We start from the raw sequence: 20,236 nt of genomic DNA, 5'->3' as shown, positions 1-20,236 counted from the left end.
CTCAGACCAACCTTCTTTGAGTCTCGTATAATCCTGTAATTGATTGGTTAATAAATGTTGCATCAACTATTTCTGCCGTATTTTTATATCTTCTACGTGGAATAGTCTCACCAAAGAATTTGAAATCGGCTGGTGCGCCTTGTTTATTTAATTGAAGTAACTGAATAAATGAAGAAGCTAGTTCTCTCATATCAGCATCCTGATTCTTTTCATATAAATCACGGACTTTCTTCTGATTTTTTCCCGCATCAATATATTGTTCAGTGAACTGTAAAATTGCTTCTAGTAATTCAGCAAATTCGTGGCGATGCTCATTCAAATACTCCAAGCTTTTACCACTAGAATCGCTCACGTGTTTCGCATGATATAGCAATTCAATCAGATGCACTGGCAAGACCATTTGATTGCCTTTTTGTGATTCCTCTGCACTTGCCAATAGGCGGCGGCGACCATCAGCAAATTGATATAAAGAATATTTTGGTAGCTTCAATTGAACTTTGGGATGGATAAAGCCTTTTTCTTCTAAGAAGGCGACTTCGTCTTGTTCAAACGCTTGACGTTCTAAAATTTTGATTCCGACTAATTGTTGGACAACTTTTGCAGCTTTTCCTTTTTCATGAGTAATAATAACAGAATACGCCACCGTTGGACTGTCAACCCCGCCATAATTGACAGGTGCCCAATTGTTTTTTCTAGCAATCAATTTTTTCGAAGGTCCTTTAGGTAAGATTGATTCTTTCGTAAACGCACCTGTTTGTATTTCAACTTTCTTTACAATATTCATTTGATGATAGTTCATCACTTTTTTGATTGTCTTGATGTCTCTTTGACGATTCCAAAGGACTTCGCCCGTTTCTTCGTTAGCTACCATCTCATCACTTGTAAAAAAGTTCATAATGTTTGAATAGAACTCTTTTTTTGCAGTTGCCTTGTTAAGGGCACGAATCGAAACTTTTTGGTACTCACCATAAACAAATTCAGGCTCAAGTTTCGGATAAACTTTTAATAAAGCTTGAGCAATGACCCCATTCAAGTAAGCATCTTGTGCATGGTGATAATCATTGAGTTCACGAATTTTATATAACGAAAAGTCTTTTCGAAACTGGCTTGCTAAAGCAGATTTTAACGTAATCACACGAACTGGTTTTTCGGATGATTGTTCATTGTTATATTTTTGGTGTAAAATCTGGGCAACATTTTTTGTGATTTGGCGTGTCTCAACTAACTGACGTTGAATGAAATGTGCTTTGTCCTCTTCAGTCAAACCGCCGTTGGTTGCTTTCGTCAAATAACTAAATTTCTTTTTACTGATTAGACCAGAAGCCAAAAGTCTTTCCCAAGTAGGTCGCATTTTTTTTACTACGCTTTCAGCAGGTACCGTGTTTGATTTTCCACGATTCATGCTAGAGGTAGTCAACACGCGGTTGTCGATTGAATCATCTTTGACGAAACTTTGAGGAATAATGTGATCGATATCATAGGAAGATAAGTTGTTAATGTCTAACTCATTGCCGGTATACATATCACGCCCATTTTGCAGATAATACAAGAACAAACGATCATTTCTTAGTAAATTAGCGTCTTTGCTAATCGGTTCATCTTCCAAAATACTACTACCTAATTTTTTGATGGATTCTTCTAAATATTTCATGCGCGCTTTCGAAGCACGATTTCCCTGAGCAGTTGTTTGGTTTTCTCTCGCCATTTCTACAACAATATTTGTTGGTAATTCTCCCATGATATCAATGATTTCTTCCACGATTTTTAAGCTTTGTAAAATACCTTTTTTGATCGCGGGGCTACCTGCTAGTTCCTGTACGATTTCTTCTGTGCTCTTGTCATTATCAAAAGCTATTTTTTCGATTTCTTCTTTAAAAGATAGATTTTCATCGTTAATTAATTGCATAAAGTTACGGTTACGATTTTTCGGTAGATCATCATCATCAATTAAATAATCGAGAATCGTTTTCTGTGTTTTTTGGTCAACAATGCCATGAATCAGTTTGGCAGATAAACGTCCCCAGCCTTTGTAATGCTTACGTTCCAATTGCTTTTGTTCTTCTTCAGTCAATATGTTGGAGAACTTTTCTAATTGTTTACGGCGCATTTTACGATCTTCAAAGACAGTCAATATTTTCACGATTTGTTCAAATTGTTGTTCATGTTCTGGTTGCTCAAATAACTCTGGACGGATCCCCAGTTTGATTAAATCATGATATGTCCCCAGACCTGCATTAAAAGATTTTTCGATTCCTTCAACCTTTGGATTTTCAATGCCATACTCATTTTTCAGAAAAGCCTCTAGCATTTCTTTTTTGACTTTTCGTTGTTGTTTAAATAACTCATTGACGATTTGCCGTTTCTCTTTACTCGAAAAGTTTTGTACACGCCCGTTATCATCAATGTATCTCACCTTAGTCAATTCATTGTAAACAGTAAATGTTTCATATAACAGACTATGCTTAGGCAAGACTTTTTCCATTGGCAAATAAGAGTCGTTGTTTGTCATCCGTTCCACAAAGTCCGTTGCTGATTTTTCAATATCTACTTTTTCATTCAGATTCCAAGGTGTGATTTTCCCCGTTTCTTTTCGTGTTAGCCAAGCAAACTGTCCCTTTTCTTTAGCCAACGGACCTACATAGTAAGGAATTCTAAATGTCATGAGCTGACTAATTTTTTCTTCATCCAAAAATGAATAATAGGATTTTTGATTTTTGATAATTGCTTTTAATTCTTCTAAATGAAGTTGATAAGGAATCACACCGTTATCAAAAGTTCTTTGTTTGCGCAAAAAATCCTCCTGCTCAATTTTTGCTAAGAAACCTTCCGCACCTGTCGTTTTCACCAACGTTTTTTTCAAATATTTGTAAAATGCTTCTTGTGTCTCGCTGCCATCGATATACCCTGCGTACCCAGCTACTTTTTTATTTTTAAATAGATCATCATATTCGTCTGGTAAGTTTTCACGAACAAATCGCTTCAATGTTTTTAGATCTTCTTTGTGATCTGTAAAACGCACAACCATACTACTTGATAATTTTGCACGTGTCGTAGCATCCGTTACTTTCAAAATATTGGCTAGCGAAATCGCATCATAGACACTTTTTGCTGCATCAAATACACTACGGAAATCCTCACCTATCTCAGCAAGTAACGTTTCCAAATTTTCTTCATACTCTTCTTTTGAAAATTGGATTTTAGCGTCTTCATTCAACGAAAATGTTTTTTTGACATTTCCTTGATTTCCAACAATCATTTTGATAAATTGTGCAAAGTCTCCTGTACTTTTTTCTTCAGGAAATAAACTTAAAATCAGTTCTGCTCGCTTCATGCGAGAGATTTTTTGCTCGGCAATCCCGTCTAAATCGACCGTTAAGTCCAATGCTTTTTCAACGTTGAATGTTTCATTATAGACTTTAATAAACTGTTCAAACGTCCCGGAAACAGAAGAATTTTCTGTATTCAGCTCCCCTTCAATCAAAAAGTGTCCTCTGAATTTAATGATGTGCGCTAGTGCAAGATAAACCAAACGTAGATCTGCTTGCTCAGAGGAATTGGCTAAATGCTCACGTAAATGATAAATCGTCGGAAACTGTTCATGATAAGCTACTTCTTCTGCTACATTTCCAAAAATCGGGTGACGTTCATTTTCTTTTTCATCTATGATAGAAAAGCTCTCATCCAAACGAGCAAAGAAATTCGCATCAACTTGATTCATTCCTTCATCAAATATTGTACGCAAATATTGAATTCGTTGACGGCGTCGAGCGATTCTTCGGCGAGTCGTTCGTTTCAATCGGCGTCCTTCAGCTGTTTCACCCTGCTCAAATAAGCGAACACCCCAAAAATTTTTTTTGACTGCTTTTTTTTGTGTATTACCCGAAATTTTCATTTTTCGTTTTATCAACTCATAATCTTCTGTCAGTACTGCCCACCCGACACTCGCTGTTCCAATATCAAGGCCAATTGTGTAATTTTTTTTCATCTTTACCCCTCCCGAATTTTCTTCTGTAATGATTCTTGTAAAAAATAAAAAGAATATTTCTGTTGTGTATTCTCAAATATGTGATAAAATATATTTGTTGGTAGCATTCAAAACAACATAGCGAGTTAAAATAAGGCTTAGTCCGTAAACAAACTTTGGCACTGTATTCGGTGCTTTTTTTGTACTCTTTTTTAAAACATTTTGTTGTTTTTTAAAACAGAAACTTGCTACTTAACCATTTTAAATTATACCACTACCCACTACACAAGCAAGCCTTTTCAATGGATAAACAATTGATTATTCATCTTGTTAAAATAAGAATAAAAAATAAAAACAAAACCTTTATCGAACTTAAAATAACTTTAAATAGACAATCATATAGTTATTTTTATTCAGTCAAAAAAAGTGAGCCAAAACAGAAAAATGTTTTGGCTCACTTTTTTTGATTTCATAGGTTCAAGTAATTCGTCTTGGACTTACACTAAAAGAAACTTCCACTCGTGAAAATAATTCAACCATCTTCATTTATTTCATCTATTAGCTGGTTTCCTTTACGTGCTATTCATTCTTCGTTTTCAGAAGGATGAATAGCACCCAACTCTTCATTCAAGAAATAAGAAATAATCGTGCGAATCCCTACTAATGCCGCTAGTTGAAAAATATCTTTCAACGTTGGTTTGATGATCGACTCGATGATTCCAGCAGAAATAATAATTTCTAAGCTTAGAAGAATGTAGCCACCTAACATTTTTTTAACTTCGGTATTCTTTTTGATTTTTGCTTGCTTGTTTAATTGCTTATCAAATGAAAAATAGAAGAAATCTTTTGCAGATAATACCGCTCCCCACAACAACAATAAGATAGCAAAAAAGTTAAATCCTAAAACGAGGTATTGTGCATAAGATAAGAATTGTTCACTCAACATATCCTTCATCCTTCACTCCCCCTTGCTCGTTTTTTTTATCTGAAATTTCCCTGTTCAAGAAATAAGAAATCACTGTTCGAATGATAACCATCACAGCCAACTTCAAAATGTCTGCCCAAGTTGGTCGAATAATCGATTCAACGATATCCGCTACAACTAAAACTTCTAAACTCAATAAAATATAACTAGCCAACAATTTTCTAACTTCTGCATTGCGTTGATTTCTTTGTGCATAACTTTTTCTTATTGAGTGAAACTGAAACAGCGTTTTAAGCACCAAAAATATTCCCACGATCAAAATTAAAATGGAAAAAATATTTAAAATAAAAATAGCCCATTCTAAATAGAAAACAAACGTTTCATCAAACATCGCTTATCACACCTCTTCCATTCTCCATAACTTTATTGTAAAGAATGCAAGAGGTCTCGTCCAATCAAAACAAAAAAGAATTCTTTTTCATATTGCTTTGATAAATTAGACAGACAATAAAACTTGTCAAAAAATCTTTTTTTCAGCACGCGTATCATTTGGTTGTTTCAAAAATTGGGTCTATCATTTAAAGCATAAGAAGGATGTCACGAGAAATAAAGGAGGATTTTCTTATGAACAAAAAACTAATAAAATTAAGCATTGGTTTAGGTGTACTAGCAATTGGCGCACTGATCGTTGGAAAGAAAACTGGTTTCTTTGAAGACGATAGTCATTTATATGACGAATATGAATCAATCTAGTCGTCCAATCATCATTTAATAGTTGCCAAAGCCAAGTACTGGAGGAAGAATCACAATGAAAAAAAGTAAAGCAATCATGATCGGGGCAGGCATTGCCAATATGGCTGCTGCTGTGTATTTAATTCAAGAAGGAAAATGGCAAGGAAATCAAATCACCTTTTACTCATTAGATGACCATGGTGCAAATGATGGGGCACCAACAGACACTGTCACAGATGAATACTGGAATAAAAATCATCCGATGGAAAACACAAAAGGGTATATCGCTCGTGGTGGTCGAATGCTCAACTATCGAACTTATGTTGACTTGATGGATTTGCTCAGCCGAATTCCATCTGCAACAGAGCCAGGGATGACTGCAGCCGAAGACACGCGCGATTTCGATGCCAAGCATCGGACATATGATAAAGCACGTCTGTTAGAAGGCGGAAAAGGAATTATTGATGGTGGAAAATTAGGATTCAACAATAAAGATCGCTTGCTCTTAACAAAACTAATTTCGATGCCTGATTCAGAAGAAGAAAAATTAGACAACGTGACAATTGCTGAATACTTCAAGGACTCTCCTCATTTCTTTGAAACAAATTTCTGGTTCATGTGGGAAACAACTTTTGCTTTCCGTACTCAAAGTTCAGCTCAAGAGCTTCGTCGTTATATGCACCAAATGATTTATGAATTTACTCAAATCGAACATTTAGTAGGGGTCAATCGTACACGCTACAATCAATACGAAAGTATTATGTTACCACTAATCAATTATTTAAAAGATCAAGGTTGTCAAATTATCTTAAATCGTTTAGTCACTGATTGGGAATTCAAAGAAACACCTATGCAAGACGAAATCACTGTGACTGGTTTAGAAATGATCAATACAGAAACAAACGAAAAAGAACATGTCATTGTTGACGACGATACAGCTGTTATCTTTACTAATGGATCAATCACTGACTCAGCAACTTTGGGCGATTACGAAACACCTGCTGCCGAAAATATGGACTATGGTGCCGCTTCAAGTTTATGGAAAAAAGCAAGTGAACGTTTCTATAATCTAGGAAATCCTGATAAATTTTTCGCTGATCGAGACACTAGTGAATGGGTCAGCTTTACTTTAACAACCAAAAATCATTTGTTGTTGAATGAAATTGCAAGAATCACAACTCAAGAACCTGGCAATGCATTAAATTCATTTATTTCAACAACGCCAATCACACCTTTAGGACATAAAGATGTCAATATGTCGATCGTGGTTCATCATCAACCACACTTTACTTCACAAAAACCAAACGAAACGGTTATTTGGGGCTACTTCCTTTACCCACGTCGTCACGGTGAATTTGTGAATAAGCCTTACATTGAAATGACTGGTCGAGAAATGCTGCAAGAACTGATTGGACAACTCTCAAAAGTTGACCCTGGTCCAGTAAATATCAGAGAAAAAGAAGAAGAAATTTTTGCTAGTGTTATTAATAACATTCCAGTGTATATGCCATATGCTTCTGCATTGTTCAATAATCGTGCAAAAACAGATCGACCAAAAGTTATTCCACAACATTCAACAAATCTTGCCTTTACAGGTGAATTTGTCGAACAACCTTATCAAATGATTTTTACAGAACAAAGTGCTGTTCGTTCTGGTGAGATTGCCGCGTTCCATTTTGCTGGAATCCCAATGTCACGTCTTGTCAAAACACCGCGTTATGATAAAGACATACCAACACTTGCAAGAGCAGCGAAAAAAATGTTTGAATAAATGTTATTTTCCTGTAGCAACCAATAAATCAATGAGAGACTAGGAAACTGTAAGATCCTAGCCTCTCATTTTTTATGCTTTTAAAACCCATCTTCAAACTTCAAAGATACTTTATAAAACGTTTCTGGCTTTTTGTTGCTTGATAGCCTAACTTTTCATAAAATTGATGAGCACCCATCCTCTCTTCACCAGAATTCAGTCGAACCCCTGCATACTTCCGCCGTCTTCCTTCTTGTTCCAATGCAGTCATCAATAAAGTTGCAATTCCTTGATGTCGTGCTCTTTTTGCTACAGCTAAGCCCAAGACATTGAACATCGTTTCCGAATACAATGTCGCATACACTTCTGCGTGAACATAGCCGACTACTTCTTCATTCGAGTCTTCGAAAACGACCAAAAAATGATGCAATGAATCTTGCTGAAATTCTCTGATTTTTTCTTGAACACGTTGTTTGTCTAATTCATAGCCCAGATCATCAGCATTGATTGTAGCTAATGCCGCAGCATCTTTTACTAATACCTCACGTAGCATCTCACTCACCAACTTTCATCATAAAAAACTAGCGTACTTTAATTCACTTTTCGATTCATTCTGCCATTAATTGTACCACCAATAAACATTTGACTTAAGCATATACCTTTTACAACACGTAGATGCGTTCCCATGATACGCGGGTCAGTATGAATGTTCATCCACGAGTTTCTACTAACAAAGTTGTTTGTCTTTGTAATCAGATTATGCTTAACTGAAAGAAAGACCAAACTAAACAAAGTAGGTGCATTATGAAAGAGAACTATCTTGATTTTATTCAATCCGGAAAAATGTATAACGATTTAGCTGACACACTGATTCAGACTCGCCAAACAACAATGCGGGCACTTCTGACTTACAACAACCTCTACGGGACAGATGAACCTGCCAGAAAAAAGATTCTATCTGACTTACTTGGTTCTGTTGGAGAATCTGCTTTTTTCGAACTAGGATTTCGTTGCGAATTTGGCAAACACATTCATATTGGTGAACGTTTTTATAGCAATTTTGACTGTATCTTACTAGATGGTGCAGAAATTCGAATTGGTGATGACGTCTTATTTGGACCACGTGTTGGGATTTTTACTACCAATCACGCAATTGACCCAGAAGAACGAGCAGCTGGTGCCTGCTATGCGAAACCAGTTTCAATTGGCAACAAAGTTTGGCTAGGCGCAAACGTTACGGTGAATCAAGGCGTAACCATTGGCGAAAATACAATTATCGGCTCTGGCAGTGTCGTTACAAAAGATATTCTCGCAAACGTCATTGCTGTTGGAAATCTCTGTCGCATACTGCGAACAATTACTGAAGCCGATAAAACAGATTATTTCTCCACACTCATGACTCCCTAATTTTACTTTTGTTTCTGATTCATAAATAGATACGAAAAAAAGACTGAATTTTTCCAGTCTTTTTTTGTTTTTATTTATGATATTCTTTCGTTTTCTTCCACAAAATAAATTGCTTATTTTGTTTTTTCAGACGATAGTTGCCAAAACGCTTCACTTTCAACACAAAAACTAACTTCTTGTAATTGTTGATGCTCGCTTTTACAATCTGTTCGTTTGATTTCTCTTTGATGATTATTTTATAGCGTCCCCCTGGCAATTGTTCAAATAAAACGCGTCCCTGCGCATCACTGTTTTGTTGAACAGGTTGTCCCTGTGCATCCATGATTATTTGTTGATTCCAATCAGTAAGATACACAGGTTGATTTTCTTTTGGTTGACCGTCTACAAAAAGTGAAAACGCTAAGGAATAATAAAAATCTTTACTTTTTATCTGATTCCATTTTAGCCAACACCAACGACTAACACTAGCCAAAAGAACCAAGCAGATCAGCCCAAGTAAAATAAACCTGCTGATATGATACGTTGCTACTCGCTTTTCCGCTGATTGCGCCTGCTGTTCCTCATAAGGAATCCGTTTACTTGTAACTAATAAACGATGCGTATTTATCCCATAAGGCGTGCATGTCAATAAAGTCACTAAATCTTCATTTTCTTTGATAGCTAAGGCATCCACGTCAGTTGGTAAAACAACCGTAAGTTGACTAACTTCATATGCTAGTTTTTTGCCCAGCGTTTCAATATAAAATTGATCGCCGATTTTTAATTGCTCTAAGTCGGTAAACAATCTTTTCTCGGGCAAACCACTGTGTCCTGTAATCACTGCGTGTGTACTTTTCCCACCAATTGGATAGGACGTTCCCTGCAGTAAAGTCGCTCCTTTTTCCAGAAACAATTCGTTCGTCTGATCAAAAATTGGCAGACTAACGTTGATTTTAGGAATATAGATGCTTCCAATTAAATGATTATTCAATTGTTGGTTTTGTTTTCCCTCTTTCTTTTGGAAACTCTTTGAGAAATAATCCTCTAATTTTTCAGAACCAATCAGCAAGCCTTGTTCGCGTTGCTGTTGATTTACTTTTGCCATACTGCTTAGCCGTTTTTTTTGTTCTTCTTCTCCTTTTTGGCGAACTTCTCGTTGGTAAGTTTGTAGCCTAGCTTGGTCAATTACATTGTTCAACGAATCAACAACAAATGGATACAAAAAAATAAAGAAACCAATCAAAAACAACGTCAAAGCACTGCCCTTTAAAAACAGACCTAGCGGCTCTTCTTGCGCTTGATTTTTTTCTTTTTTTGTCAGTTTCTTCATTATCTCTCACCTCTTTCGCCAACGTTTGATTAATTAAAAAAATGGGCAACGACAACTTTAACATCAGTTATCATCGCCCACTCTTCATGTCCTTAAATTTCTGTTGGTTTTTTTAATTTACGATACCCACCATAAGCAGCTAGCATTAAGAATGAACCAATTAGCAAGAACAGATAAATTCCGTTTCCACCAGTTGAAGGTAAAGCACCTTTTTTCGTATTAGGAACTTCTACATCAGTTGGTTGCCCAATTTCTTCAAAACCGTTATAGCTTCCAAGTTCTACCGTAAACTCTGTAAACGCAGCAGCCCCAGCTGGTAATGCGTAGCCGTCAGCAGCTTTCACTTCTTTCATGTAATAAGTCCCATACTCTAATCCTTGGACTTCAAATTTCCCAGTGTCTACCAAAGAAACAAACTTAGTGGCACCTGTTTGATCGTCAACCCATTCAACGCTATCTGCATCGTTCTGATAACTACTTAGGGCAGTCCCATCTTTATAGAAAACAGCATATTTTTCTTTTGCTGCATCCCATAATTCAAACTCTGCTCCTGCAAGTTTTGCTTTACTTGATGCGTCATACTTTTCAAATTGACGGCCTCCTGTTGCTACTTTTTCTGGTGGCGTCACATCTTCTGAGTAGTCGTACGCATCACCGCGTCCAATCGCAATTTTCGCCGTATTATCTTGTAGGTCATCCGGTGTGATTGTTGCTGTGAGCTTCATCGCATAATTGACGGTTAATTGTCCTCCACGCGCAGCGGCAAGTTTAGTTAATGTAGTTGTGTTAGCTGTACCATCTTTTTCTGTTAAGATTGTTAATTTGAATCCATTATCTACTTCTTCCAATGTATAATCTTCATTTAAAGTTAGTTCTGTCGTCCCTGCTGTCACAACCAATCCTTGATTAAAATAGGTTAAGCCAGCAGTTGGTTTATCTTCAATGATAAAGTGATTGATTACCGGTGTGCCGTCATCATTCACTGAGTCAATAAAGTAAGGAATCGGAGCAGTAATCGTATAATTGATCAAATGACCTTTTTCTAAATCCGCGTAAGAAACTGTCGACCCATCACTTAATTCGATTTCTTGTAATTCAGAAGGATCAATATTCATGACTTTACTAGACTCTTGTGTTTCATTTTTTGGGTATAAATGGATATCATCATTATATGTGTCTAACCATTGCCCTGGATTAGTTGTATCCGGCATCATCACTGGCATCAACACAACCATTGGTGTTGCCACTTTGGCAATAGCAGCTGGCGAATATGTTTCTAAAAACAGATACGCTTTATCCCGTTTTTCATTAGCTGTTTCTGTAACTTCCAATTGGCTGAAGACGGCTTCACCTGTGCCAGTCGTCGTGACAGTTTTTTCAGCGGTTAACTGGTAATCTTGGAACCATTCACTCGTAAGGTCACTTTGAATCAATTGGATTGCTTCTGCTGAGGTCATTCCATCATCTGCTTCAACTGTTGTTGGATTGTCTTTTAGCAAATCATAATAGACGTCTGTGACATCAAACAGACTAAAGTCGACACCTGGTAACGGATCACCACCAAAATCATTATCCTCGAGTCCATTGTTAGGTACTTCAGCAGGCAGTGATGAGAAACTACGTTTATGTAGCGTAATCGTTACTTCCTCTGGTTTCGTTGTTACTGCTGCTGCATCAACACTAGTCCCAAATCCTTGAAACAGTGGGGCAAGCATCCCCATAATCGTTAGTACTTTCCAAAATTTTTTCATTTTTTCCTCCTATGAACCTTTTTTAGTTGTTTTTTGTCTTCGCAAGTAATACCCAACGCCTACCAGAACCATGACGCCAAGCAAAAACGCCCCTGTCTTAACTGCACCTGTTTGTGGAAACTTACTGAATGGCGGTTTATTCCCAATATTCGTCGGTTCTTCTGAATCTTTTGTAGGTGTTTTTTGTCGTTCATTATAAACGCGCGGTGTTGCACTTTCTTTTGCCTCCTCAGGTACTTTTCCTGAATGCAGTTCCAACATTTTTTGTCCAGCAACAGTTACAAAGGTTTCGTTTCCTTCATCATCAACCCATGAAGCAGGAATTTTCACCTCGATTTTTTTACTCTCTTCGTTAATCTCATACCCTTCAACACTCTGAACTTCTTCAAAATAATAAGTATTCGGTGCTAGAAGCAAACCATCTGTGTCGACTAACCCATTGTCTTTTGACTGATATTTACGAATATTTTCGTCTGTTAATGGCTCATTATTCTTTGCTTTCTCCCACTTGCTGTTAAAGCTTTTAGTAGAATCAGCTGTCAGATAAAGTTTTTCCCCTTCTTCGAGTTTATATAGGACAAATTTTGCTCCTGCTAATGGCGTACCTTCTTCATTTGTTCCCTTCGTTCGGCCATATTTAAAGAAATAAGGGTCTCGTAAATAGCCAATGTTTTTGGGATATAAATGAATTTCTTGTAGTTCCTTCGCTGTGTCCATTGGATCCATAATTGGTAAAACAACGGCTAGAGGAGTAGTCAATGTATCTTTAGCCAGATTCGTTCCACTCCCCGTATCTGTCTCTTGTTCAACAAACAAATACACCGCATCTTGGGCGTTACTCTTTCGCGGAAGACGAATTCTGCCGATTCCTCCGCCATACTTTCCATTTGTTTCACCTTCATCTTGTGTTTGAATGGTGCCAACCAATGGAATTGCTTCTTTTTCAATCAATGTATCAATCTGTTGGAAACTGTATCCCGCCATGGTTTGCACAAATTGTTTTGCTGTCCCATTATTTGCTTTACCATAGTATTCGGTCAGATCATACACCTGAAATTTTGCTCCATTCAATGGCGTTGTTTGTGTGATGACATCTACATCCGTCGTCTTCTTATCAATTTCTTTGCCATCATTTTCATACATCTCAAAATTTTCCTGACTGTAATCCACATCACGAATGATGCGCTTATGCAAAATAATCTCAACTTCATCATTGGTTTGTGCCTGAACGATTGTCATCGGAATGAAAAGAAAAGAAAGAGTCGTTAGTATCACACCAGCTAGATTTAACAGTTTGCGACTCATTTTAATCCCTTCTTTCTTTTGTTTTGATAATAGAAGTAACTTCCACTAACTATTCCAGCCAAGCCAACTAAAATTGCTGAGATCAGCATAAAGATTTGCCTACCTTGACCGCCTGTAGCTGGAAGTGGATTTTCCGTATCATTACCTACCTCAACTGACAACGCAATTCTCTCGTTATCAATCAATTCATAAGTAAGTTCCTTTGTTTCAGCCGGGGAGCTTGCATCCATTGTCGGATAATAAGCTATTTCTGCTTTCAAACTTCCCTTTTCCTTTCCAGGAATGACTTTTGAATCCCCATCTAGCGCTGCTTGTTCTCGGTAACTAAGGGTTAACAAGAAATAGCCCGGCAATTTTCGATAACCTTCTGGTGCCTCTGTTTCAATAATTCGATAATTACCAGCTGCTAAATCTTTGGAGATAAAACTTGCTGAATCATTTTCATCCACAGCCAATCCATTTTCGATCAACTCGAAGCCATCATCTAGTTGTTTCTCAATACTAAAACTTGCACCTTCCAATTTCCGCTTGGTTACACTGTCTAATTTTTCCAGTGTCAAATCTATTGGAGCTAAGTCATTCGTTAAAGTTAATTCTAAAATATCGTCAATCATTTGGTAGCCAGTTGGGGATTGAGCTGACTCTTCATCAAGATTTATTCCATCAACAATAAAATTACCTTCTTCATTCACTTCAAATTGAAAGACTTTATTGGATAATTGATAGCCACTTGGTGCAACGCTTTCTGTAACTGTGTATTCACCTGGCATCAATCTCAGCGGTATGTCATAGTCTAAATCAGCATATTTTTCAGTATGGTAACGATAGGCGTAGAAATAACCGATACCATCCGCTTGTCGTTCCGTGTTTGGCTCCAACGGATTCCCTGTATAGGCACGGTAAGCAGGGAAAGATGCATCATTTTCTTTTGTAATCGTAAATCCTGCACCATTTAACAGCTGATCATTCGCATCTAATTTTTTCACGCGAACTTCTCGATATAAGAAGGTATTTTCAACCTCAAATTCGATCCACAACGTATTATCATTTTCATCAACGGTATAAGACAAGAATGTCCAATCTGCTGCATTTATTTGTTTTAATCGGATCCGATCATTATTTTGGATCTGTAATAACCAATCCTCTTCTTTCACCGGGTCTTGATACCCCGCAGGATTTTTTGTTTCAACAACTCGATATTCTACATATTGATAACCATCGCCAGAATGAACAAAGCTGCCTGATTTGGCTAAAGAATAGACTTTTTTTTGTCCATTTTCGTCTAACACATACGTTTCGGTGTCATCAATCTCGTAAAAAGTCAACGTTCCTTTAGTAGCATCTTTACTTTCGCCAGAAACGCCTTTTGCCACAGGCTTCCCTTGAAGTTCCCCCGAACCATTCGTTTCATAAAGAGAAAATTCAGCACCATCGATTGCTAATCGACTTTCTTTGGCTACCTTTTTCAAGTTTAGTTGAACAGGTTTGTACTCATTTTTCATTTCTAACTGTACAAATAGTTCAGCAAAGTCCGTTTCTGATTCGTTTTTCTTCTGAACGACTGATAATTTATGATGACTTCCTTCAAAATAAGAATCAGGATCATCACCTTCGGTATCATTGATTTCGCTTACTCGGTTACCTGAGGTTCCTGCCGCAGTTAATTCGTAATGGCCTAATGTTTCACCAGGTTTTGCGATATGTTTTTTGATTTGGAACTTTAAGGCCTCTTCTACTAGTTCATACCTTTCAGGCCCTTCCATTTCCTTGACCCAATAAACATTACTAATAGCGTCTTCTCCATCACTTAGTACATTAATCTTCGTATTAAAGATAGCTTGTCCATTATCTGTCGTTCGACTTTGCTCAATTAAATTAGCTTCAGATAAGCTCGGATCTGCATCATATAAGCCAAACAGCACACCTGCTAATGGCTGTCCATCTTCTCCAGTTTTCTTAATCTGTAGATTACGGTCAGGATGCTCAAAACGAATCGACGGTGCCGGGAAAAACATTTTCCCTGACTCAACATTATTCTCGTAATCTTCTTGGTTTTGGATATAAGCTAAGTTATTGACAGTGTAGAAATTCCCATCTTGGGCACCACCATCTAGTTTCACTTGATACTTGATTCGTACCATTTCGCCTTCACCCAACGAAATTGGTGAAAATTTATAGGCATGATTATCTCGTCCTTGATAACTAGTCGGCATTGCTACAACATCAGCTGGCCTTTGCCCATGCTTTTCCTCATCCCATAGCTCCGGTGCTTGATAGCGAACGCTACCTTCCGAGTTATTATCAAGATGATAATAGTTGATTTCAGCCGATGTTCCGCCATTAAACAAGGACACATTAAAACCTGTTTCATCATACAAAGTTGCTTGACGAATTGTTTTCGTAAATGTTGAAGAAATTGATTCTAGCGCTGTAACAATATCTTGTTTATTGCTTGCATTGTAATAGTACGAAGTCCCGTCGTCTTTGGAATCAGCAATATTTTGCAACACATTTCGACCAATCGCATCTAATCGTTGACGGCCACTAACAGAACCATCAATTCCTAGACCAATCGTGAAAATATTCGGTGGATCAGTCATCTTATTTTTTAACCAGTGATGATAAGCCACTGTATTAATTGCTGCACTTTTTTCTTTTGTACTCGCAGCTCCAGTCGTCGAATTATCGGCTGTACCATTACCAATCCAGTAAGATTTTGCATCTCCATCTTTAACTTCCCCGCCATAATATCTAGTTTGTGTCGCACCATTAACTAAAGGTGGGACAGGTTCATCAGCTGGTCGATCAAAATCACTTGGATAAGTCAGCGGTCCATTAAAACCTGCACCTGACGTATTTCCAGAATAGGTCTCAAAATTTCTGAAAGGTTCAATATTATTTGTTGCCGTTGTAACAGTTGTATCGGCAACTATCGTTAGATTTCCCCAGTTGCCCCACCGATTTGTATTTCTGACTCTTGTTTGTGATTGGATAGGTCCATAACTAAATGTTGGGATACCATCGCCAACAACAATTAGAATCTTCTCAGGATTTCGTTCAGCTTCGCCATCATCTTCGTATAAAATTTCATAGCCTTTTCGTAATCCCAACGAAAGCGGTGTTCCCCCTTCTGGGCTTCGATAAAGAGCCGTGTTACTTGTTCGATTCGTAATTCTGTTAATGTCATTAGTCATTCCTAAGGTGTTAGAGTCAATACCATTTTGATTTCCTCCATCAACAGGATATTCAGAATAAAAATTGACCATTCCAATTCGAGCATCCATTGTTGGATTAGATAGTAAATTGCGACTAATTTCCACAACAGCTTCTTCTAAAGCGTTGTTTTTTGACTGGTTATTGTTGGCACCTGTCGTTTCATTCATACTTGCTGATTTGTCTAATACGAAAACAACATCTACCGGATGAACATCACGGTTTTCTCCACCAATCACATCAAGATAAACGTTGTATAGCGTGGTATTGTCTTCTGGGTTTATCTCACTACTAGTGCTTTCTTGCAAAACAGGTTCTACCCATTTTTTAATATAAGCACCACTATAGTCTAAATAACTATTTGCAAATGTTCGATCATTTCCCCACAGTTGAACTGTCGGTGCGCGTGTATCTGTTTCGCCAGTTCCTGCTGTTGAACCATTGTCAGTTGCATAGTTATAATTACGCCAATTGGCTCCGCCACTTTGATATTCTTCATCTGAAATTGGTTCGTCATTGCCATTCTCATATAGTTCACCCTTATCACCAGTATATGTAGCAGATTCTTGTCCACCAGCTAATACTTTCGTATAATCATTTGTTGCAAAATATGGGTAACGGTGTTGTGTATCTCCATCTGTTGGATAAATATATTTGTAAGGATCATTTGTTGCTGTGGGGCCAAGTCTTTCAAGGATACCCGCAAACAGCGGACTTTGATTTCTAACCAATGGTGTTCCTTGACTTTTCACTTCATTTGTTTCGTTGGGTTGTTCTGTGGTGTTTGTTTTTTCAGCATCTTCATTTTGGACGCTTTCATCTGTGGTGTTTTGTGTTGCGTTGTCTTCTGTTTTACTTGTTTCTATTTCTTTGTCTGTTTCTTTTACTTCTTCATCGGCGCTTTCTTCTTGCACTTTTTCATCTACGACAACTTGCAAGGGAAGTTCCCCATCTGTGATTTCTGTCCCTTTTTCTGTCTCGAAAGTCAGCGTCCCGCTCTTTGCTTCTGTCGAATAAACCTTTCCAATATACCAAGTTTCACCTGAAATTTCTTCTGTCTTCAAATCTGTACCTTCTGAATCATAAGAAGAAAGTCCCTGTCCGCGAACATTTTTTACCGTGCCAATCCCAGCAGCTGCTGTATCAATTGCTAGTCGAATCCGTCCTTCATTCGTGCTGGCCTTTTTTTCAAATTGAATCGTCCATTCTAAGGCATTTTCTTTTTCAATATAACCTCCTTCCACCTTTGCGTAATCTTCATCTAATAACACTTCCAAGTCTATTTCTGCTTCTTCTTGCACGGTTTGGCTCTCTGCTGTCTGAGCTTCAGCAAATACCTGTTGTACACTCACAGCTGTTTCAATATAAGGTGCAAGAATCATCCCAACTGCAATTAAAGGCATCATCCACTTAGAAACAACTTTCACTATCAATCACCCTTCCTTCCACTTATCAAAAGTTCATTATCTAACAATCAATCTAATCGTAATCTAATATTTACAATTAGATTATACTTTATTCTCTAATCAAAAACAAATAAAAGTTCATTGTTTTTTAATTTTTATTTGTAAATAGCTATGTATCAAGGCTTCATACTAACGATAAATAATTATCCTTTTATGAAATTAAAATGATAGAAAATTTTGAAAACTTTTTTATAACACGTATTATTTTCACAATACGTGGCTAATTACACACTAATTTGTTTTTTATGAACTATTTCAAGCTATTAGCGGACACAAAAAAGAGATTGCGACTAACGTCACAACCTCACTGCTTTCAAGCTTGTCCATTCTTAACCGAACAGCTAATTTTCTTTTTATTGCGCTACTTTACGTTGTTCTTGTACTGTTGCAACTTTTACGAATGGCAAGTAAATCAAGACTGAAAGAAGCAAGTTAACCGCAGCTAACACTCCGCCTGCCATACTCTTAGTTGCCAAAATCCCACCGATAACTGGTGGCGTTACCCATGGAGGCATAACTGTTGCTGCCGGAACGATTCCTGTTAGTGTGGCGAAGTAAGCAACACTAACTAAAATCATTGGAGTCAAGATAAACGGAATAAACATAATCGGATTCAATACGATTGGTAAACCAAACATTGTTGGTTCATTGATATTAAAGATACCTGGTGCAATTGATAAGTTTGTTACGACCATATAAGGTTTGTTTTTACGACCAACCAAGTAAATAGCTAATAACAAACCTAATGTAGCACCTGTACCACCTAAGTTAACGAAACTATCAAAGAATGGTTTATTAACAATAAAAGGTGCATCATGTCCTGCAGCAATTGCTTTCACATTTGCTTCGATTGCAGGTGCATTGATTGTTTGCATCAATGGGTCAACCATGTTTGCCCCATGTAATCCGAAGAACCATAAGAATGGTGTAATGAATGCTAATAATAATGCTGATGGATATGAGTTTGCAAGTCCCATAAATGGTTCTTGAACTAATGTGTAAAATGCACCTACAATATCAGCTACGCCAAATGCAGCAAAGATTGCAGCAATTAGTGCAAAGAATGAAATAGTAATCATTGCAGGTAATAATGAAGCAAATGCTTTTGCAACTGCTGGCGGAACACCGTCAGGCATTTTAATAATTAATTTTTCATTTCCACTTAATCGAACAAAAATTTCTGTTGAGACGATCCCAACAATAATTGCAATAAATAAACCAGTTGAGCTCATGCCCAATGCTCCGCCTAAAGCGAAGAATGATCCTAATGAAATAACACCGGCAGACACACCGTCTTTTTTATAACCATTCGCTAAATGATAAGCTAACAAGAAAGCAATCAGTACTGAAAGGATTGCAAATGTTCCGTTCCAAGCTGCGCCACCGAAACCTTTCCATGCTTCGCCACCAAAAATTGAATTCATCAACTCTTGGAATCCAGGGATTGGCAAGTTATTGATCATAACTGCTAACGCTCCTAGAATCATTAACGGCATACTTACCATAAATGAATCACGAATGGCAACCAAATGTCGTTGAGCACCAATTTTTGATGCTACAGGTATAAAATGTTTCTCCATAAATGCAACAAATCTATCCATCTTTCCTACCTCTTTCTTTTACCCCTTTACGCGTCGATTCGACGGTATAAATCAATAATTTCTTTTGCTAAATCAGTAAATGCAATTGATGTCATCAAGTGATCTTGACTATGAACAGTCAATAATGTAACGTCCACATGATTGCCTTGTGCTTCTTGTGTAAGCATTTCTGTTTGTGAATGATGTGCTTGCACTAAAGATTCTTCTGCATCTTTGATTTTTGCATCTGCTAATTCAAAGTCGCTGCTTTTTGCAGCAGCAATCGCTTCCATTGCATCGCTTTTTGCGTTTCCGCCAAACATGATCAAGCCCATGATTGCCTCAAGATTTTTTTGATCTTCCATTGTTCTTCATCCCCTCTATTTTCTATTCAAGTTTTTATTGGTTAATTAAGTTTTCCGCTTGTTCTAAAACTTTTGCACCGTTCATCATGCCGTAGTCTTGCATATTGATTACGTCTAAAGGAATTCCTTTTGGTGCAAGTTTTTCTTCAAATTGATTTTTCATAAAACGAACTTGTGGGCCTAAAAGTAAAACGTCTACATTTTTATCTTCTAGATGACGATCAGCATCAGATGCTGATACAGCAAAGATATCTGCTTCTACACCTTTTTCTTCAGCCACTTTTTGCATTTTCGTTACTAATAGACTAGTACTCATTCCTGCTGAGCAGACAAGCATAATTGTTTTCTTTTCCATTTAGAACACATCCTTTTCTCTTACTTACACTTTTGTATAATGCAAGTACCGTGCCAAAAATAAAAGCGCTTTACAGCACTACTCTATCAAGGGTTACAGCCACAAACCGTTCGT

14 protein-coding genes are annotated in these 20,236 nt (G+C 37.3%); 3 read left to right on the top strand and 11 right to left on the bottom strand.

Annotated features, from left to right (window positions below; all coding sequences use genetic code 11):
* Nucleotide 1 precedes the first annotated feature (1 nt).
* The 3 genes from cas9 to IGJ93_RS01390 all read right to left on the bottom strand — a co-directional run bounded on the left by cas9 (nucleotide 2) and on the right by IGJ93_RS01390 (nucleotide 5,280).
* Nucleotides 2-3,985 carry a type II CRISPR RNA-guided endonuclease Cas9 gene (gene cas9 / locus IGJ93_RS01400; RefSeq protein ID WP_430596972.1) on the bottom strand — a complete coding sequence of 1,328 codons (3,984 nt, stop codon included), beginning with the start codon at nucleotides 3,983-3,985 and terminating at the stop codon, nucleotides 2-4.
* Nucleotides 3,986-4,547: 562 nt separating this feature from the next.
* A complete protein-coding gene (locus IGJ93_RS01395) occupies nucleotides 4,548-4,919 on the bottom strand; it encodes a DUF1622 domain-containing protein (RefSeq protein WP_067483149.1) in 372 nt (123 codons plus the stop codon).
* Entirely contained in the window at nucleotides 4,900-5,280 is a 381-nt protein-coding gene (locus IGJ93_RS01390; RefSeq protein ID WP_071868594.1) for a DUF1622 domain-containing protein, read from the bottom strand. Before IGJ93_RS01390 ends, IGJ93_RS01395 begins: the two co-directional genes overlap by 20 nt.
* A 233-nt stretch (nucleotides 5,281-5,513) precedes the next feature.
* Here IGJ93_RS01390 and IGJ93_RS01385 point away from each other — a divergent pair, with 233 nt between their 5' ends.
* Together IGJ93_RS01385 and IGJ93_RS01380 are read left to right on the top strand one after the other, a co-directional pair.
* Nucleotides 5,514-5,642: a methanol dehydrogenase gene (locus tag IGJ93_RS01385; protein ID WP_067483153.1), complete on the top strand. Its 129-nt coding sequence runs from the start codon at nucleotides 5,514-5,516 to the stop codon at nucleotides 5,640-5,642.
* A gap of 55 nt (nucleotides 5,643-5,697) precedes the next feature.
* On the top strand, nucleotides 5,698-7,392 hold the full coding sequence (locus IGJ93_RS01380) for an oleate hydratase (RefSeq protein ID WP_067483155.1): 1,695 nt from the start codon (nucleotides 5,698-5,700) through the stop codon (nucleotides 7,390-7,392).
* Nucleotides 7,393-7,492: 100 nt separating this feature from the next.
* Here the strand turns inward: IGJ93_RS01380 and IGJ93_RS01375 are convergent, their stop codons facing one another.
* On the bottom strand, nucleotides 7,493-7,924 hold the full coding sequence (locus IGJ93_RS01375) for a GNAT family N-acetyltransferase (RefSeq protein WP_067483157.1): 432 nt from the start codon (nucleotides 7,922-7,924) through the stop codon (nucleotides 7,493-7,495).
* Nucleotides 7,925-8,175: 251 nt separating this feature from the next.
* Here IGJ93_RS01375 and IGJ93_RS01370 point away from each other — a divergent pair, with 251 nt between their 5' ends.
* Nucleotides 8,176-8,778 carry a sugar O-acetyltransferase gene (locus tag IGJ93_RS01370; RefSeq protein ID WP_430596971.1) on the top strand — a complete coding sequence of 201 codons (603 nt, stop codon included), beginning with the start codon at nucleotides 8,176-8,178 and terminating at the stop codon, nucleotides 8,776-8,778.
* 70 nt (nucleotides 8,779-8,848) lie between these two features.
* On the opposite strand, the gene IGJ93_RS01365 is transcribed toward IGJ93_RS01370, so the two are convergent.
* The 7 genes from IGJ93_RS01365 to IGJ93_RS01335 form a co-directional block, all read right to left on the bottom strand.
* A complete protein-coding gene (locus IGJ93_RS01365) occupies nucleotides 8,849-10,087 on the bottom strand; it encodes a class C sortase (protein ID WP_285701250.1) in 1,239 nt (412 codons plus the stop codon).
* A gap of 92 nt (nucleotides 10,088-10,179) precedes the next feature.
* Nucleotides 10,180-11,838, bottom strand: a complete 1,659-nt coding sequence (locus tag IGJ93_RS01360; protein WP_430596970.1) for a SpaH/EbpB family LPXTG-anchored major pilin — start codon at nucleotides 11,836-11,838, stop codon at nucleotides 10,180-10,182.
* 9 nt (nucleotides 11,839-11,847) lie between these two features.
* Complete coding sequence (locus IGJ93_RS01355) at nucleotides 11,848-13,143, bottom strand: pilin N-terminal domain-containing protein (protein WP_271027290.1); 1,296 nt, start codon at nucleotides 13,141-13,143, stop codon at nucleotides 11,848-11,850.
* Nucleotides 13,140-17,783, bottom strand: coding sequence for a SpaA isopeptide-forming pilin-related protein (locus IGJ93_RS01350; RefSeq protein ID WP_376015606.1), 4,644 nt, complete (start codon nucleotides 17,781-17,783; stop codon nucleotides 13,140-13,142). The genes IGJ93_RS01355 and IGJ93_RS01350 overlap by 4 nt, the downstream gene beginning before the upstream one ends.
* Nucleotides 17,784-18,175: 392 nt before the next feature.
* The gene (locus IGJ93_RS01345; RefSeq protein ID WP_067483167.1) at nucleotides 18,176-19,423 is read right to left on the bottom strand and encodes a PTS sugar transporter subunit IIC; all 1,248 of its coding nucleotides are present in this window, start codon (nucleotides 19,421-19,423) and stop codon (nucleotides 18,176-18,178) included.
* 26 nt (nucleotides 19,424-19,449) lie between these two features.
* Complete coding sequence (locus IGJ93_RS01340) at nucleotides 19,450-19,767, bottom strand: PTS lactose/cellobiose transporter subunit IIA (protein WP_075491865.1); 318 nt, start codon at nucleotides 19,765-19,767, stop codon at nucleotides 19,450-19,452.
* 34 nt (nucleotides 19,768-19,801) lie between these two features.
* Nucleotides 19,802-20,122 (bottom strand): PTS sugar transporter subunit IIB, encoded by a 321-nt coding sequence (locus IGJ93_RS01335; protein WP_067483171.1) that lies wholly within the window; start codon nucleotides 20,120-20,122, stop codon nucleotides 19,802-19,804.
* Between the last annotated feature and the right edge of the window lie 114 nt (nucleotides 20,123-20,236).

This window comes from Enterococcus sp. DIV0174, assembly GCF_050529065.1.
Taxonomy (GTDB): domain Bacteria; phylum Bacillota; class Bacilli; order Lactobacillales; family Enterococcaceae; genus Enterococcus_B; species Enterococcus_B thailandicus.
This window is presented reverse-complemented; position numbering and strand designations above follow the sequence as displayed.

Excerpts from the sequence above, each read along its gene's own strand:
- cas9 (WP_430596972.1), bottom strand. The coding sequence starts at position 3,985 with ATGAAAAAAAATTACACAATTGGCCTTGATATTGGAACAGCGAGTGTC.
- IGJ93_RS01340 (WP_075491865.1), bottom strand. The coding sequence starts at position 19,767 with ATGGAAGATCAAAAAAATCTTGAGGCAATCATGGGCTTGATCATGTTT.
- IGJ93_RS01380 (WP_067483155.1), top strand. The coding sequence starts at position 5,698 with ATGAAAAAAAGTAAAGCAATCATGATCGGGGCAGGCATTGCCAATATG.
- IGJ93_RS01385 (WP_067483153.1), top strand. The coding sequence starts at position 5,514 with ATGAACAAAAAACTAATAAAATTAAGCATTGGTTTAGGTGTACTAGCA.
- IGJ93_RS01335 (WP_067483171.1), bottom strand. The coding sequence starts at position 20,122 with ATGGAAAAGAAAACAATTATGCTTGTCTGCTCAGCAGGAATGAGTACT.
- IGJ93_RS01345 (WP_067483167.1), bottom strand. The coding sequence starts at position 19,423 with ATGGATAGATTTGTTGCATTTATGGAGAAACATTTTATACCTGTAGCA.
- IGJ93_RS01395 (WP_067483149.1), bottom strand. The coding sequence starts at position 4,919 with ATGAAGGATATGTTGAGTGAACAATTCTTATCTTATGCACAATACCTC.
- IGJ93_RS01360 (WP_430596970.1), bottom strand. The coding sequence starts at position 11,838 with ATGAAAAAATTTTGGAAAGTACTAACGATTATGGGGATGCTTGCCCCA.
- IGJ93_RS01370 (WP_430596971.1), top strand. The coding sequence starts at position 8,176 with ATGAAAGAGAACTATCTTGATTTTATTCAATCCGGAAAAATGTATAAC.
- IGJ93_RS01390 (WP_071868594.1), bottom strand. The coding sequence starts at position 5,280 with ATGTTTGATGAAACGTTTGTTTTCTATTTAGAATGGGCTATTTTTATT.
- IGJ93_RS01375 (WP_067483157.1), bottom strand. The coding sequence starts at position 7,924 with ATGCTACGTGAGGTATTAGTAAAAGATGCTGCGGCATTAGCTACAATC.
- IGJ93_RS01365 (WP_285701250.1), bottom strand. The coding sequence starts at position 10,087 with ATGAAGAAACTGACAAAAAAAGAAAAAAATCAAGCGCAAGAAGAGCCG.
- IGJ93_RS01355 (WP_271027290.1), bottom strand. The coding sequence starts at position 13,143 with ATGAGTCGCAAACTGTTAAATCTAGCTGGTGTGATACTAACGACTCTT.